We start from the raw sequence: 14,566 nt of genomic DNA on the forward strand, positions 1-14,566 counted from the left end.
TTAGTGCGCGGCAACCGGCGCGCCCCAGCCGCCCCAGACGTAGACGATGATGAAGAGGAACAACCACACCACGTCGACGAAGTGCCAGTACCAGGCAGCAGCTTCGAAGCCGAAGTGCTGGGTCGGGGTGAAGTGGCCCTTGTAGGTGCGAACCAGGCAGACGATCAGGAAGATCGTCCCGACAAGCACGTGGAAACCATGGAAGCCGGTCGCCATATAGAAGGCCGACGTATAGTTGATCGTGCCGAACGGGAACGGCGCTTCGGCATATTCATAGGCCTGAATGCAGCTGAACAGCGCGCCCAGAATGATCGTCAGCCACAGCCCCTTTTTCAGGCCTTCACGGTCGCCGTGGATCAGCGCGTGGTGCGCCCAGGTGATCGTCGTGCCCGAGCAGAGCAGGATCAGCGTGTTGAGCAGCGGCAGCGAGAAGGCGTCGATGACGTGGATGCCCTTCGGCGGCCAGATCGTCGCGGCGGTCGCGCCGTCCTGCCCGAACAGGCTGGTCACGGCTCCATCGACGATTTCGACCGGAACCGGGAAGAGCGAGAAGTCGAACCAGGCCCAGAACCAGCCGACGAAAAACATGACTTCCGAGGCAATGAACAGGATCATGCCGTAGCGAAGGTGAAGCTGGACGACCGGCGTATGATCACCGGCATGCGCTTCGTTGATAACGTCCGACCACCAGCTGAAGAAGGTGGCGATTACGCCCATGAAGCCGAGGCCGAGCACCCATTTGCCGGCGCCGCCGAAATAATCGGCGTGCATGGCCATCACGAGGCCGAAGAACATCACCAGCGCGGCGACCGAACCGATCAGCGGCCAGACGCTGGGGTTTACGAGGTGATAGTCATGTTGTTTGGCACCGGCCATGTCACAGTTCCCGTTTTTTGCCCCAGCTTGATGGTTTCCCCACCACCCGCCGGTCCTTGGTAAGACTCTTTGATCGCGGCCTTAGCTCGCGTTTTTATCCGCGTCTACAGGGTGGAAGGTGTAGCTGAGCGTGATTTCTTCGATGTCGCGCGCGTCGGGGTCGTCCTTGATCTTCGGATCGACGAAGAACAGCACCGGCATGCGTACCTGCTCCCCTGCTTTCAGCGTTTGCTGGGTGAAGCAGAAGCACTGGATCTTGGTGAAATATTTGCCCGCCGCGTCGGGCGTGACGTTGAAACTGGCCGTGCCGACCACCGGATGCGTCGAATCATTCTGCGCGATGAAAATCGCCATATCGCGCGCGCCGATGCTGACCGTGTCGGTCGGATGCTCGGGATAGAATTTCCACGGCAGCTTTGGTGAGACGTTGGCGTCGAACCGCACCGAAATGGTGTCGCTGAGAATCTTTGGCGTTTCGGCCGCTGCAACGGGATCGTAACGCTGCGTCGTGCCGCCGAAGCCGGTCACGCGGCAGAAGAGATTGTAGAGCGGTACGGCGGCGAAGCCGAGCGCGACCATCGCGACGGCAAGCAGCGTGGCGAGCGACGCGGTCTTCGCATTGGCCGACATCACCTTCACTTGGGCACCACCATGCGCGCGATCGTGATGAAGAAGAAGAGGAAGGCCAATCCGCCGAGCAGCCAGCCCATCAGATTGGCACGGCTGCGCTGGCGACGGCGATATTCCTTCTCGTCGAAGGGCTGCGGTTCGGGGGGCGTTTCGTTGTTCATAGCGGGAACCAATGGTCGGCGACGACCGCGCCGAACAGAATGAAAAGATACGCAATCGAATAGGCGAACAGGCGCTTTTCGGGCTGCATCAGATCGCCCTCGCCCGTCCGGCGCGTGCCGACCTGAATCGAGAGCGCGACGAAGATCGCCGAAAGCACGACGGCGGTCCAGCCATAGAGCGCACCGGTATAGCCGAGCGGCCAAGGCGCGATCGCGCCGACCGCCATGATCAGCGCGTAAAAGAGGATCTGGCGGCGTGTCGAAGTCTCTCCCGCGACGACCGGCATCATGGGAATGCCCGCGGCGGCATAGTCCGACCGCACGAATAGCGCGAGCGCCCAGAAATGCGGCGGGGTCCACAGGAAGATCAGCAGGAACAGCAGCAGCGGCAACGGCGCGACGCTGCCCGTCGCGGCGACCCAGCCGATCAGCGGCGGAAAGGCGCCCGCAGCTCCGCCAATGACAATATTCTGCGGCGTCCGCGGCTTCAGCCACATCGTGTAGACGAAGACATAGAAGAGGATCGAGACGGTCAGCAGCACTGCCGCCTGCCAATTGGCGGCGAACAGCATCAGGAAGACCGAGAAGGCCGCGAGCCCGACGCCGAATTGCAGCGCGGTCTGCGGGTCGAGGCGGCCGGCGGGCAGCGGCCGCCCGGCGGTGCGCTTCATCTTCGCGTCGAGGCCGGCCTCATACCATTGGTTGAGCGCGCCCGACGCCCCTGCCCCCAACGCAATCGCGAGGATCGACGAGAAGGCGAGCACGGGATGAACGCTGCCCGGTGCCGCAAGCAGGCCGCAGAGCGCCGTGAAGACGACAAGCGACATCACGCGCGGCTTGGTCAGCGCGAACAGGTCGCGCCAGTCGGCGGGAAGCGCCGTTTCGCCATGGGTCAGGCTCTGCGCCATATTTGCTCCGGCCTTAAGGGAAACGCCCCCTGCCGAAGATTAGCAGGGGGCGAAACCGATCAGGCGATAGTCTTACGCGATCCGGGGCAGTTCGTTGAACTGGTGATACGGCGGCGGGCTCGACAGCGTCCATTCGAGCGTCGTCGCGCCTTCACCCCACGGATTGTCGGCCGCCTTCTTGCCCGCGAACAGCGAGTAGATGATGTTCACGAAGAAGAACACCATCCCGACGCCCATGATCACATAGCCCCACGACGAGACCAGGTGCCAATAGGCATAGGCTTCCGCATAGTCCGGATACCGGCGCGGCATGCCCTGCTGACCCAGGAAGTGCTGGGGGAAGAACATGACGTTCACGCCGATGAAGAAGACCCAGAAGTGCAACTGGCCAAGGACTTCGCTGTACATCCGGCCGGACATCTTCGGGAACCAGTAATAGAAGCCGGCGAAGAGCGAGAAGACCGCGCCCAGCGACAGCACATAGTGGAAGTGCGCGACGACATAGTAGGTGTCGTGCAGCGCGGTATCGACGCCGCCGTTCGCCAGAACGACGCCCGTGACACCGCCCACGGTGAACATGAAGATGAAACCGAGCGCCCAGACCATCGGGGTCTTGAAGCTCAGCGAACCACCCCACATGGTGGCGATCCAGCTGAAGATCTTGATGCCCGTCGGAACGGCGATGACCATCGTCGCGGCGGTGAAGTACATCTTGAGGTTCACGCTCATACCGACGGTGAACATGTGGTGCGCCCACACGATGAAGCCGACGACACCGATCGCGACCATGGCATAGGCCATGCCGAGATAGCCGAACACCGGCTTGCGGCTGAAGGTCGAGATGATCTGGCTGACGATGCCGAAGCCCGGCAGAATCATGATGTACACTTCGGGGTGGCCGAAGAACCAGAAGAGATGCTGATAGAGCACCGGATCGCCGCCGCCCGTCGCGTCGTAGAAAGTGGTGCCGAAATTACGGTCGGTCAGCAGCATGGTGATCGCGGCGGCGAGAACCGGCAGCGCGAGCAGCAGCAGGAAGGCGGTGACGAGCACCGACCACACAAACAGCGGCATCTTGTGCAGGGTCATGCCCGGCGCGCGCATGTTGAAGATGGTGGTGATGAAGTTGATCGCACCGAGGATCGATGCCGCGCCCGCAAGATGGAGCGAGAAGATCGCCATGTCGACCGCGGGTCCGACCGAACCGCTCGTCGAGAGCGGCGCATAGACCGTCCAGCCGGTGCCGGCACCATTGCCGCTGCCGCCCGGGACGAACAGCGAACCGCACAGCATGACGAAGGCAACCGCAGTCAACCAGAAGCTGACGTTGTTCATGCGCGGGAACGCCATGTCGGGCGCGCCTATCATCAACGGCACGAACCAGTTGCCGAAACCGCCGATCATCGCGGGCATGACCATGAAGAAGACCATGATCAGGCCGTGCGCGGTGATCATGACGTTCCAGAAATGCTTTGCGGCGGTCAGATCGCTGGCCCCGCCCAGCCACTGGGAAACCGTTCCCAGATACTGGATGCCGGGATGCGCGAGTTCGAGACGCATCATGCCCGAAAGGGCGCCACCGACGATGCCGGCGATGATCGCGAAGATCAGGTAAAGCGTGCCGATGTCCTTGTGGTTCGTGGACATGAACCAGCGGACAAAAAAGCTCGGCGTGTCGTGATCATGGTCGTGATCGTGCGCGTGGTCGTGGCCGTGCGCGGGTGCAGTCGCTGCAATATCGGTCATCTGTCGGACCCCTTGATTATTTCTTGGCGGCCGGGGCGGCGGCGGGAGCCGCAGCCGGCGCTGCTTCGGTCGTGGCGGCAGCCGGCGCGGCGGCCGGAGCTTCGGTCGTCGTTGCCGGGACCGGGCCGGCAGGCGCCGGCGCGGCGGCTGCCGGGGCAGCGGCGGGCGTCGGACCGGCGGGGTTGCCGCCCTTCGAACGCACCCAGGCTTCCCACTTGTCGACCGGCAGCACTTCGACCGCGATCGGCATATAGCCGTGATCGACGCCGCAAAGCTCCGAACACTGGCCGTAGTAGACACCGACCTTGGTCGGAGTGAAGGTTGTTTCGTTGGCGCGGCCCGGGACCGCGTCCATCTTGGTCCAGAAAGCCGGAACCGCGAAGCTGTGGATCACGTCGGCGCCGGTGATGATCAGCTTTACCTGACGACCGACGGGAACGACCATGCGATTGTCGACCGCGAGGTGATAGGGCTCGCCGGCGGCCTTCGCCTGATCTTCGGTCAGGATTTTCGAGACATATTCACCGATGCCCTGGTCGGGGTAGGCATAGCCCCAATACCATTGGTAGCCGGTGACCTTGATCGTCAGCGCATCCTTCTTCGGCGGTTCATACTGCGCCGCGAGCAGGCGGATCGACGGGACCGCGACGAGCGCGAGGATCAGCACCGGGATCGCGGTCCAGATCACTTCGATGAAGGTATTGTGCGTCGTCTTCGACGGGACCGGGTTCGCCTTGGCGCGGTAACGCGCGACGACCCAGAGCAGCAGGCCGAGAACGAAGAGCGAGATCACCGTGATGATCGGCAGCAGGATCACATGGTTGAACCAATAAGCCTGTTCGCCGATCGGGGTGACCTGCGGCTGGAAATTGATGCCGGCATCGACGGGCTGACCCACGCCGGGGGTCGGCTTCATCGGCACATAGGTCGCATCGCCCGCAGGCACCGCAGCCTTCGCCGCGTCGGCGGGAGCCGCCGGGGCGGCGGTCGGCGCTGCAGCGGGAGCGGGAGCGGCCGGAGCCGGAGTCGCTTCGGTCGTCGCGGCCGGCGCTGCGGCAGGTGCCGCCACCGGAGCCGCGGCATGCGCGGCCCCCGCCGCGCCGAGCGACAAAGCCGCTGCGATTACAAGGGTTTTCAAGCTCTTCATAAGAATTGTGCCGCCCGTTGCCTGTTGTTCTTTATGATGCCCCAACCCCATTGTGCGGACACCGGACATGCGTCACGGCAGCCGTCCCCAAGGCTGAATCTCGCGGGCGCTATAGACCCGCTTGCCGCTTGCCTCAAGCATCTCTAACACTATTTTACGGCTGGCAAATCTTCGCCGCCGAAACAGGACCGTTCGATCCGGACGGCAACAGGAACAAAAGACAAAATCTCCCATGACCGATGATGAAATCCTGGCCGAGTTCCGCGCCGCTGACGCGCTGCTGCAGGGGCATTTCCTGCTCTCCTCCGGCCGCCACAGCGAATATTACCTCCAGTGCGCGCGCGTGCTGATGGACACCGAGCGTGCCGGACGCCTCGCCTCCGCGCTCGCGGCCAAGCTGCCGCGCGACCTGCGCCAGGCGATCGATCTGGTCGTCTCGCCCGCGATGGGCGGCGTTATCATCGGCCATGAAATGGGCCGCGCGCTCGGCAAGCCGGCGATTTTCGTCGAGCGGCCGACCGGCACCTTCGAACTGCGCCGCGGCTTCGCCATCCCCGCCGGCGCCAAGGTGCTGATGGTCGAGGACGTCGTGACCACCGGGCTGTCTTCGCGCGAAGCGATGGAGGCGGTGCGCGCCGCCGGCGGCGACGTCGTCGCCGAAGCCGCGCTCGTCGATCGCTCGGCGGGCAGCAATATCGACCTTGGCGTTCCCTTCTATCCGCTCGTCGCGATCAATTTCCCGACCTATGCCGCCGATGATCTGCCGCCCGAGCTCGCCGGCACCGAGGCGATCAAGCCGGGGAGCCGCGCGAATTGAGCCAGCGGCTGCGTCTGGGGGTCAATATCGACCATGTCGCGACGATCCGTAACGCGCGCGGCGGCGATCATCCGGATCCGGTGCGCGCGGCGGAGATCGTCGCGGCGGTGGGCGGCGACGGAATCACCGCGCATCTGCGCGAGGATCGGCGCCATATCCGCGATGACGATCTGGCGCGCATCCAGGCGGCGACCACCCTGCCCCTCAATCTCGAAATGGCGGCAACCGACGAGATGGTCGAGATCGCACTGCGCCATAAGCCGCATGCCGCATGCATCGTCCCCGAAAAGCGCGAAGAGCGCACGACCGAGGGCGGACTCGACGCGGCAGGGCAGCATAATCATCTCGCGCCGATCGTGTCGCGACTGAACGATGCGGGCATCCGCGTCAGCCTGTTCATCGAACCCGACGCGCGTCAGATCGAAGCGGCGATGCGGCTACGGGCGCCGGTCGTCGAATTTCACACCGGCCGCTACGCCCATGTCGACGGCGAGGAGCGCGCCATCGAGCTGCGCCGCCTCGCCGATGCCGCCGCGCTCGCATGGAAGAATGGCATCGAGCCGCACGCGGGCCACGGCCTGACCTATGAGAATGTCATCCCCGTCGCGGCGATCCCGCAGCTCGCCGAGCTCAATATCGGTCACTATCTGATCGGCGAGGCGATCTTCACGGGGCTCGAGACGGCGGTACGCCGGATGCGCGACCTGATGGACGAGGCGCGGGGATGAAGAATTTCGTCATTGCGAGCGAAGCGAAGCAATCTCCAGCCCTCGGCATTGCGCAAGGACGATGGCTGGAGATTGCTGCGTCGCCTTCGGCTCCTCGCAATGACGGCCCGAGGGGCTTGGCATGATCATCGGCCTCGGTTCCGACCTTTGTAATATCGAGCGTATCCAGAATTCGCTCGACCGGTTCGGCGAGCGGTTCGAGAATCGCGTCTTTACCGATGTCGAACGCGCCAAGGCGGCGCGGCGGCCGTTCACACGTGCCGGAACCTATGCCAAGCGTTTCGCCGCGAAGGAGGCTTTTTCGAAGGCGGTCGGCACCGGCTTCAAGCGCGGTGTATTCATGAAGGACATCGGCGTCGTCAACGCGCCCTCGGGCGCGCCGACGCTGGCCCTTACTGGCGGCGCTGCGGCGCGGCTCGCGGAAATGATTCCGCCAGGCCATAGCGCCCACATTCATCTGACACTGACCGACGACCATCCCTGGGCGCAGGCATTCGTCATCATCGAGGCAATCAAGGACTGACTATGACGAAGACCGCGACGACCAAAGCGGGGGGCAAGGACGAGGGAAGCTGGGGCAAGCTGATCCGCGACATCGTGGTGATATTGCTGCTGGTGCTCGGCATCCATAGCTGCGTCGCCAAGCCCTTTTACATTCCATCCGATTCGATGATGCCGGTGCTGCGCAACGGCGACCGGCTGATCGTCAGCAAATATCCCTATGGCTGGTCCTATGCCTCGGTCAGCTTTCATCTGGCACCGAAGACATCGGGCCGCTGGTTCGGCAAGCTGCCCGCGCGTGGCGACATCGTCGTGCTCGAGCATCCGGTGAACCGCATCGACTATATAAAGCGCGTGATCGGCCTGCCCGGCGACACGATCGAACTGCGCGGCGGTGCGCTGATCATCAACGGCAAGCCGATCAAGCGCGAAGTGCAGCCGATGCTGAGCGTGCCCGTCGATGCCAATATGCCCGGCCCCGACAGCAGCCTTGGTCGCTTCATCACGCAAGGCGCGAACGGCAAGGAAGTGCTCGAACTGCCGATCGTGCGCGAGACGCTGCCCGGCGGCGCGACCTTCGACACGATCGACATGGGTCCGGGTTACCGCACCGATGATTATGGGCCTGTCAAAGTGCCCGCCGACCATCTGTTCCTGATGGGCGACAACCGCGACGGCAGCGCCGACAGCCGCGTTCCGGTCGAGCAGAAGGGTCTTGGCGGCCCGGTGCCGTTCGACGCGATCGCCGGCCGCGCCGAAATCATCAGCTTTTCGACCGATGGCACGGCCCAATGGTATAACCCGCTGAGCTGGTTCGAAGCCCTGCGTTCGGGCCGCGCGGGAACCAACCTTCGCCCCGCGCATGATGAGAGCGCGAAATAGGAGCAAGGCATGACGACGACGGCGAGGAAGACGACCGCGACGCGCAAGAAACCCGCGGCGGCGACCACAACGCCGGCGGACGAGCATAAGGAAGCCCCCGGCCCTACCGAGATCCGCAGCCAGCTGCTCCGTGCCGAGCTTTTGAAGGCCGGTGCCTGGCTGGGCCTCGCGCTGCTGATCGGCCTCTGCATCATCCTGATCCAGCCGATCCTGCTGATCTTCGCCGGGATCGTCGTCGCGGCGATCCTCGACGGCGGCACCCGCCTGCTTGGCCGCGTACTGCCGATCGGACGCGGATGGCGGCTGCTGATCGTCTGCCTGTCCCTCGTCGCGTTCATGGCATGGACAGTGATGTTCGCGGGTTCGCAAATCGCCGATCAGGCTGCGACCCTCCAGACCGTCGTGATGGGTCAGGTCGAACGCATTGCTGCCTGGGCCAGCGAACATGGCATGGGCGACCTGCAGTTCGATACCAAGACGATCACCGACAATATCGCGGGCACTGTCGGCCGCGTAACTGCGGCAGTCGGCACCGTGCTCGGCGCGCTGACCAGTCTGGTGATGATCATCGTGCTCGGCATCTTCATCGCCATCGAACCGCGGCTTTACGAGCGCGGTGTCGCGTGGATGCTGCCGATGAAGAGCCGCGAGAATTTCTACATCGTGACCGCGCGCATGGGATTTACCCTCCGCCGCCTGATGGCCGGCCGCCTGCTCGGCATGATTGTCGAGGGCGTGGGGACATGGCTCGCCTGCCTGGCGGTCGGCATTCCGATGGCGGCGCTGATGGGCCTGCTCACTGGCCTGCTCGCCTTCATCCCTAATATCGGCGCGATCGTGTCGGGCGTCCTGCTGGTGCTCGTCGGTTTCTCGGCGGGGACCGATGCGGGGCTATGGGCGATCGCCATCTATTTCATTGTCCAGACCGTCGACGGCTATCTGATTGTCCCGATGGTCGCGAAGCAGACCGTCGATCTGGCCCCTGCCCTCGTCCTCGGCGCGCAGATATTGTTCGGCGCGCTACTCGGCATCATGGGGCTGTTCCTTGCCGACCCGATCGTCGCGATGATCAAGGTCGCGCTGGAGCGCGAGGCCGAGCGCAATGCCGGCGCCGCCAAAACGAAAGCGGCGGCGAGCACCTAAGCCCGCCGCCGCCCGTTTCTTCAGATATACCTGGTTAAGGCTGCGGCGCCGGAACCGGGGCGCCGGGGGCACCGCCAGGCGCGCCCTGCTGCTGCATCTGTTGCTGCATCATCTGCTGCTGCTGCATTTGCATCCGCAGCTGTGCGATTTCAGCTTCTGTCTTGTAGTCGATCAATTCGACATCGAAATGCAGATTGCTCTTGGCCGGAATGGGGCCGCGCGCAGTTTCGCCATAACCGAGCTGCCATGGGATGACGATCTTGTAGCGGCCGCCCTTCTGCATGCGGGTCAACGCTTCTGAAAAGCCCGGAACAACGCCGGCGACTTCCATCGGTGTCTGTTCATTCTTGTCGAAGACAGTGCCGTCGTCGAGCCTGCCTTCATATTTGATCAAAACGACGTCGCCGAGGACGGGCTTGTTGCCCGTGCCCGCCTTGACGGTTTCGAAGCTGATACGTGGCGTGCCGGTGAACGCGAAGGCCGCGCCCGCGACGAGCAGTGCGATGAGGCCGATCCACATCAGCCAGAGGCCGCCCTTGCTGACCGGGCGCAGCGGAACCGTCGTGACGCTCATTCTCTTGTCCTTCCCCTGCCCCCGTCAAAAGATGTCCGATCGGGGCGAAAATGTCGGGCCCGCCTATAGGCGGTGCGGCGCGGGACGGTCCAGAGACAATATTCCGGCGCGAACAACGAAAAAGGGCGCCGCGTTGCCGCAGCGCCCTTTTCTCGAATCAGGATCCCGAACGGGAAACGGTCTTACTTGATACCGTCGCGCTCCATCCGCTTGCGCTCCATCTTGCGGGCGCGGCGGACAGCGGCAGCACGCTCACGTGCACGCTTTTCGCTGGGCTTCTCGTAGTGACGGCGCAGCTTCATTTCGCGATACACGCCCTCACGCTGCAGCTTCTTCTTGAGCGCGCGAAGGGCCTGGTCGACATTATTGTCGCGAACGATGATCTGCATACGCCGTGTCGTCTCCTGTTCGTCAAAACGATCCAGGCCACCGGGTGCTCCGGTTTGCCGTAAACCGCCGATATTCGGGCAATAAAAAGAGCGCCGCGATCACGCGACGTTCCGATGCGCCGCCAACTAGAGAGATTCGCCGCAAAATGCAAGCCCCTGCGCGGCGAACCGCGCCCGTCGCGCCGTGGGACCGCCTGCCCGCTCTCGGGATTGTGCCGGGGCGGTGCCTTATGGCATAGGTAGCAGGACGAAACCCATAGAGGAAGAGGACTGCCCATGGCGACCCAGCTGAAGCGTAACAGCAAATATAGCGAAGCCGAATGGACGGCGCGGCAGGAACTCGCCGCCTGCTATCGCATCTTCGCGATGATGGGGTGGGACGAGATGATCTTCAACCACATCACGGTGAAGGTGCCCGACGAGGACGGCAGCTATCTCATCAACCCCTATGGCATGCACTTCAGCGAAGTGACGGCGTCGACGCTGATCAAGATCGACATCGACGGCAACAAGGTCGACGAGGACAATCCCTGGCACGTCAACAAGGCGGGCTTCGTCCAGCACAGCCTGTTCCATCGCGTGCTGCCCGACGCGCACGCGATCATCCACACGCACACGACCGCAACCGTGTCGGTCTGCGCGCTCGAAGGCGGGCTTCAGCCGGTCAATTTCTATGCCTGCAACTTCGCGGGCCAGCTTGCCTATCATGATTTTGAGGGCGTGACGGTGCGCGAGGACGAAGGCGAGCGCCTCGTCCAGAACCTCGGCGACAAGCGCATCCTGATGCTCAAGAACCATGGCCCCGTCGTGATGGGCAAGACGCTGACCGAAGCTTTCATCAAATATTGGGCGCTGCAGCGCGCCTGCGAGATACAGCTCGCGACGATGAGCATGGGCAAGCCGATCACCGTCCCGCAAGAGGTGATTGCGGTCCACCAGCGCGACCTGTTCATGGCCTCGATCCCCGGACAGGCCGGCAAGGCCGAATTCGACGCGATGGTGCGCAAGGTCGACAAGATCGACACGAGCTGGCGTGACTAATCCTACGGGCGCGCTAACAGAGGCGGCATGACCCGTTTTTCCGTCAACGACCGCCCGGTCGAATATCGCATGGACCCGGAGACGCCCCTGCTGTGGGCGCTTCGCGACGCGTCCAATCTGACCGGCACCAAATATGGCTGCGGCACCGGCGACTGCGGCTCGTGCACCGTCGATATCGACGGCGAGGCGATCCGCAGCTGCATGGTCACTATCGCCGAGTGCGAAGGCCGTTTCGTCACGACGATCGAAGGACTGACGCGCGACCGCAGCCATCCGGTGCAGCAGGCGTGGGTCGCCGAACAGGTGCCGCAATGCGGTTTCTGCCAGTCGGGGATGATCATGGCGGCCGCCGCCCTGCTACGGAAGAACAGCAATCCCAGCGATGCGGAGATCGACGCGGCGATGACGAACATCTGCCGCTGCGGCACCTATCCTCGCATCCGCACCGCCATCCGCCGCGCCGGACGCGTTCTGCGCGGCGAGGAACGCATCGCCGCCGCCCCGCCGCCGGGCATCCGCCCGACCGACGCCGCGCGCGCGGTGCCCGCATTGAAGGCACCGCACGAGCAGTAAGCGTTCATCTAGGTGAACCGCAGGCAACAATCGGGTTCAGCCATGATGCATCTTGTCTCCGGTAACTTTCGATTCATCTTCCCGATCGGCTGGGTGCCGGATGGGACTTTGGAGAATGCCGAGATGAAAAAGATGTTCGGAGGGTTGTTGATCGCAGCGACGGTCCTGACCCCGATCGCACCCGCCGCCGCGCAGGCGAACGGTGAGCGCATCCAGATAGCGCAGCGCGAGCGCGGCGATCGTGGCGACCGCGGACCGCGCGGTCCCGAAGTGCGCCGCGGTGGCGGCGGCGACTGGAACGGTGGCGGCCAGCGCGGCCAGCGTCAGCAGCCGCAGCCGCGGACCGAACAGGTCCAGCAGCCGCAACAGCAGCGCGCGCCGCGCGGCGATACGCAGCGCCAGTGGCAAGGTCAGCGCAGCAATGACCAGGGTCAGCGTGGCGACGGTCAGCGCCAGTGGCAGGGCCAAGGCCAGCGTCAGCAGCAGGGGCAGCGTCCGACCGCACCCCAGCAGCAGCAGCGTCAGGATCAGCGCGGCGGCACCTATGATCGCAACCGCGACGGCCGGGTCGACCGTCAGTGGGATCGCAACCGCAACGGTCAGGTCGATCGCCAGTGGGACCGGAACCGCAATGGTCAGGTCGACCGGCGTTACGACCGCAATCGCAACGGCGACCTTGATCGCCGCTGGGATCGCAACAACGACAATCGCGTCGATCGCCGCTATCGCGACAATCGCGGTAACAACAACAACTGGAATCGTCAGTGGCGCAACGATCGCCGCTACGACTGGCGCGGATATCGCGATAATAACCGCAGCCACTACCGGATGCCGCGCTATTACAACCCGTATCGCGGGCGCAGCTACACGCGGTTCAGCATCGGCTTCAGCCTGAACTCGCTCTTCTATAGCCAGCGTTATTGGATCAACGATCCCTGGTATTATCGCCTGCCGCCAGCCTACGGCGACTATCGCTGGATCCGCTATTACGACGATGCCCTGCTCGTCGACGTCTACAGCGGACAGGTGGTCGACGTGATCTACGACTTCTTCTGGTAATAGCCCTTTCGGTTACCGGAAGCCAAACTGAGGGGCCGGACATCCGGCCCCTCTTTTTATGGCCTTGCCCTCCCCTGTCCGCCGCGCCACGATGGCGGTGCAACAGGGGAGATTTCATGCGTAAACTGGGTCTGGTCGCCGCCGCGACGCTCGCGCTGCTGGGCGGCACCGCTTATGCGAAAACCACCGTCATCTATGCGGGCCGGGTGATAGCCGACGCCGACAAGCCGGCGACAGGGCCATCGACCGTGACCGTCACCGACGACCGTATCGTCTCGATCGAGCCCGGCCGCGCCGCAGCGCCTGCCGGCGCAGAGGTCGTCGATCTCGGCGCGAAGACGCTGCTCCCCGGCCTGATCGACCTGCACGTCCACCTGACCGGCGATCCCGGCGGCGATTTTCGTAGCGAGGCCGTCGATCCCGACGAATGGGGCGTCGTTGTCGGCGCCAAGAATGCGCGCATCACGCTGCGCGCTGGCTTCACCACGGTGCGCGAGGCGGGATCGGCGCAATATACCGCTTTCTCGCTGCGGCGTGGGACCGCCGAGGGCCTGATCGAAGGTCCGCGCATCATCGCGGCCGGTCCCGCGCTGTCGATCATCGGCGGGCACGGCGACGTCACCGGCTTTCGCGAAGACATCCACGCGGTGCTCGATCAGGGCTATACCTGCACCGGCGCGGTCGAATGCGCCGAAAAGGTTCGCAAGGCATCGCGCGCGGGCGCCGATGTCATCAAGATCACGGCGACCGGCGGCGTGCTGTCGCAGCAGGGCCGCGGCCTCGAAGGCCATTTCACGTCGGCCGAGCTTTTGAGCATCGCCGATACCGCCCATTCGCTGGGGTTGAAGGTCATGGCGCACGCGCATGGCGCGCGCGGAGTCGAGGCGGCCGCCGCCGCCGGGATCGACAGCATCGAACATGGCACCTTCGCCGACGATGCGGCGCTGAAAGTGATGAAGGCGAAAGGCACCTATATGGTGCCGACGCTGATGGCGTTTGAGGGCGTGCGCGAGCGGCTTGGCAAGGGCATCTACACACCGACGGTCGAGGAAAAGGTCCGCATGACGATGGGCCGCGTCGGACAGGCGGTAACCCGCGCAAAGGCGCTTGGCGTTCCCGTCGCTTTCGGCACCGACGCCGGCGTGTTCGAGCATGGCCGCAACGCCGGCGAGTTTGCGCTGCTCGTCAAGGCAGGGCTGACCCCGCGCGAGGCGCTGGCCAGCGCGACGACGATCGCCGCGCGCGTCCTTTCGATGGAGGGCGAGATCGGCCGGATCGCGCCGGGCATGTCGGCCGACATGATTGCCGTCGAGGGCGATCCGCTGACCGATGTGCGCGTACTCGAAAAGGTCGACTGGGTGATGGCGCGCGGGCGCGTCGCCGACTGAAGA

The 14,566-nt window shown here is 64.1% G+C and carries 17 protein-coding genes; 9 read left to right on the plus strand and 8 right to left on the minus strand.

Annotated elements, in window-relative coordinates:
* The 6 genes from ACQY80_RS01100 to coxB form a co-directional block, all read right to left on the minus strand.
* Window positions 1-876 (minus strand): cytochrome c oxidase subunit 3, encoded by an 876-nt coding sequence (locus ACQY80_RS01100; protein WP_428682787.1) that lies wholly within the window; start codon window positions 874-876, stop codon window positions 1-3.
* An 81-nt stretch (window positions 877-957) separates the two neighbouring features.
* Complete coding sequence (locus tag ACQY80_RS01105) at window positions 958-1,506, minus strand: cytochrome c oxidase assembly protein (RefSeq protein ID WP_428685709.1); 549 nt, start codon at window positions 1,504-1,506, stop codon at window positions 958-960.
* A 5-nt stretch (window positions 1,507-1,511) separates the two neighbouring features.
* Window positions 1,512-1,667, minus strand: coding sequence for a hypothetical protein (locus tag ACQY80_RS01110; RefSeq protein ID WP_428682789.1), 156 nt, complete (start codon window positions 1,665-1,667; stop codon window positions 1,512-1,514).
* Window positions 1,664-2,575, minus strand: coding sequence for a heme o synthase (locus tag ACQY80_RS01115; RefSeq protein WP_428682791.1), 912 nt, complete (start codon window positions 2,573-2,575; stop codon window positions 1,664-1,666). Before ACQY80_RS01115 ends, ACQY80_RS01110 begins: the two co-directional genes overlap by 4 nt.
* 72 nt (window positions 2,576-2,647) lie before the next feature.
* A complete protein-coding gene (gene ctaD, locus ACQY80_RS01120; protein ID WP_428682793.1) occupies window positions 2,648-4,321 on the minus strand; it encodes a cytochrome c oxidase subunit I in 1,674 nt (557 codons plus the stop codon).
* A 16-nt stretch (window positions 4,322-4,337) separates the two neighbouring features.
* The gene (gene coxB / locus ACQY80_RS01125; protein WP_428682794.1) at window positions 4,338-5,468 is read right to left on the minus strand and encodes a cytochrome c oxidase subunit II; all 1,131 of its coding nucleotides are present in this window, start codon (window positions 5,466-5,468) and stop codon (window positions 4,338-4,340) included.
* A 232-nt stretch (window positions 5,469-5,700) separates the two neighbouring features.
* Between coxB and pyrE the strand changes: the two genes are divergently transcribed.
* The 5 genes from pyrE to ACQY80_RS01150 all read left to right on the plus strand — a co-directional run bounded on the left by pyrE (window position 5,701) and on the right by ACQY80_RS01150 (window position 9,539).
* Complete coding sequence (gene pyrE / locus ACQY80_RS01130; protein WP_428682796.1) at window positions 5,701-6,285, plus strand: orotate phosphoribosyltransferase; 585 nt, start codon at window positions 5,701-5,703, stop codon at window positions 6,283-6,285.
* The gene (locus ACQY80_RS01135) at window positions 6,282-7,013 is read left to right on the plus strand and encodes a pyridoxine 5'-phosphate synthase (RefSeq protein WP_428682798.1); all 732 of its coding nucleotides are present in this window, start codon (window positions 6,282-6,284) and stop codon (window positions 7,011-7,013) included. The genes pyrE and ACQY80_RS01135 overlap by 4 nt, the downstream gene beginning before the upstream one ends.
* A 121-nt stretch (window positions 7,014-7,134) precedes the next feature.
* Window positions 7,135-7,536 (plus strand): holo-ACP synthase, encoded by a 402-nt coding sequence (gene acpS / locus ACQY80_RS01140; protein ID WP_428682800.1) that lies wholly within the window; start codon window positions 7,135-7,137, stop codon window positions 7,534-7,536.
* A 2-nt stretch (window positions 7,537-7,538) separates the two neighbouring features.
* Entirely contained in the window at window positions 7,539-8,396 is an 858-nt protein-coding gene (gene lepB, locus ACQY80_RS01145; protein ID WP_428682802.1) for a signal peptidase I, read from the plus strand.
* Window positions 8,397-8,405: 9 nt separating this feature from the next.
* A complete protein-coding gene (locus ACQY80_RS01150; protein ID WP_428682804.1) occupies window positions 8,406-9,539 on the plus strand; it encodes an AI-2E family transporter in 1,134 nt (377 codons plus the stop codon).
* 34 nt (window positions 9,540-9,573) lie between these two features.
* Here the strand turns inward: ACQY80_RS01150 and ACQY80_RS01155 are convergent, their stop codons facing one another.
* A complete protein-coding gene (locus ACQY80_RS01155) occupies window positions 9,574-10,113 on the minus strand; it encodes an FKBP-type peptidyl-prolyl cis-trans isomerase (RefSeq protein WP_428682806.1) in 540 nt (179 codons plus the stop codon).
* A 182-nt stretch (window positions 10,114-10,295) separates the two neighbouring features.
* Window positions 10,296-10,502, minus strand: a complete 207-nt coding sequence (rpsU, locus tag ACQY80_RS01160) for a 30S ribosomal protein S21 (protein ID WP_003047635.1) — start codon at window positions 10,500-10,502, stop codon at window positions 10,296-10,298.
* A gap of 276 nt (window positions 10,503-10,778) precedes the next feature.
* Between rpsU and ACQY80_RS01165 the strand changes: the two genes are divergently transcribed.
* The 4 genes from ACQY80_RS01165 to ACQY80_RS01180 all read left to right on the plus strand — a co-directional run bounded on the left by ACQY80_RS01165 (window position 10,779) and on the right by ACQY80_RS01180 (window position 14,563).
* Entirely contained in the window at window positions 10,779-11,543 is a 765-nt protein-coding gene (locus ACQY80_RS01165) for a class II aldolase/adducin family protein (protein WP_428682809.1), read from the plus strand.
* Between the two features lie 27 nt (window positions 11,544-11,570).
* A complete protein-coding gene (locus ACQY80_RS01170; protein ID WP_428682811.1) occupies window positions 11,571-12,116 on the plus strand; it encodes a (2Fe-2S)-binding protein in 546 nt (181 codons plus the stop codon).
* Window positions 12,117-12,239: 123 nt separating this feature from the next.
* Window positions 12,240-13,175 carry an RcnB family protein gene (locus tag ACQY80_RS01175; protein WP_428682813.1) on the plus strand — a complete coding sequence of 312 codons (936 nt, stop codon included), beginning with the start codon at window positions 12,240-12,242 and terminating at the stop codon, window positions 13,173-13,175.
* A gap of 116 nt (window positions 13,176-13,291) precedes the next feature.
* Window positions 13,292-14,563, plus strand: a complete 1,272-nt coding sequence (locus ACQY80_RS01180; RefSeq protein WP_428682815.1) for an amidohydrolase family protein — start codon at window positions 13,292-13,294, stop codon at window positions 14,561-14,563.
* Window positions 14,564-14,566 lie beyond the last annotated feature (3 nt).

The organism is Sphingopyxis sp. (assembly GCF_965279755.1).
Taxonomy (GTDB): domain Bacteria; phylum Pseudomonadota; class Alphaproteobacteria; order Sphingomonadales; family Sphingomonadaceae; genus Sphingopyxis.

Bases quoted from the DNA above. Each gene is read 5' to 3' on its own strand.
- coxB (WP_428682794.1), bottom strand. From the start codon at position 5,468: ATGAAGAGCTTGAAAACCCTTGTAATCGCAGCGGCTTTGTCGCTCGGC.
- lepB (WP_428682802.1), top strand. From the start codon at position 7,539: ATGACGAAGACCGCGACGACCAAAGCGGGGGGCAAGGACGAGGGAAGC.
- ACQY80_RS01115 (WP_428682791.1), bottom strand. From the start codon at position 2,575: ATGGCGCAGAGCCTGACCCATGGCGAAACGGCGCTTCCCGCCGACTGG.
- ACQY80_RS01175 (WP_428682813.1), top strand. From the start codon at position 12,240: ATGAAAAAGATGTTCGGAGGGTTGTTGATCGCAGCGACGGTCCTGACC.
- ACQY80_RS01100 (WP_428682787.1), bottom strand. From the start codon at position 876: ATGGCCGGTGCCAAACAACATGACTATCACCTCGTAAACCCCAGCGTC.
- ACQY80_RS01165 (WP_428682809.1), top strand. From the start codon at position 10,779: ATGGCGACCCAGCTGAAGCGTAACAGCAAATATAGCGAAGCCGAATGG.
- ACQY80_RS01155 (WP_428682806.1), bottom strand. From the start codon at position 10,113: ATGAGCGTCACGACGGTTCCGCTGCGCCCGGTCAGCAAGGGCGGCCTC.
- pyrE (WP_428682796.1), top strand. From the start codon at position 5,701: ATGACCGATGATGAAATCCTGGCCGAGTTCCGCGCCGCTGACGCGCTG.
- ACQY80_RS01170 (WP_428682811.1), top strand. From the start codon at position 11,571: ATGACCCGTTTTTCCGTCAACGACCGCCCGGTCGAATATCGCATGGAC.
- ACQY80_RS01150 (WP_428682804.1), top strand. From the start codon at position 8,406: ATGACGACGACGGCGAGGAAGACGACCGCGACGCGCAAGAAACCCGCG.
- ACQY80_RS01105 (WP_428685709.1), bottom strand. From the start codon at position 1,506: ATGTCGGCCAATGCGAAGACCGCGTCGCTCGCCACGCTGCTTGCCGTC.
- rpsU (WP_003047635.1), bottom strand. From the start codon at position 10,502: ATGCAGATCATCGTTCGCGACAATAATGTCGACCAGGCCCTTCGCGCG.
- acpS (WP_428682800.1), top strand. From the start codon at position 7,135: ATGATCATCGGCCTCGGTTCCGACCTTTGTAATATCGAGCGTATCCAG.
- ACQY80_RS01110 (WP_428682789.1), bottom strand. From the start codon at position 1,667: ATGAACAACGAAACGCCCCCCGAACCGCAGCCCTTCGACGAGAAGGAA.
- ACQY80_RS01180 (WP_428682815.1), top strand. From the start codon at position 13,292: ATGCGTAAACTGGGTCTGGTCGCCGCCGCGACGCTCGCGCTGCTGGGC.
- ctaD (WP_428682793.1), bottom strand. From the start codon at position 4,321: ATGACCGATATTGCAGCGACTGCACCCGCGCACGGCCACGACCACGCG.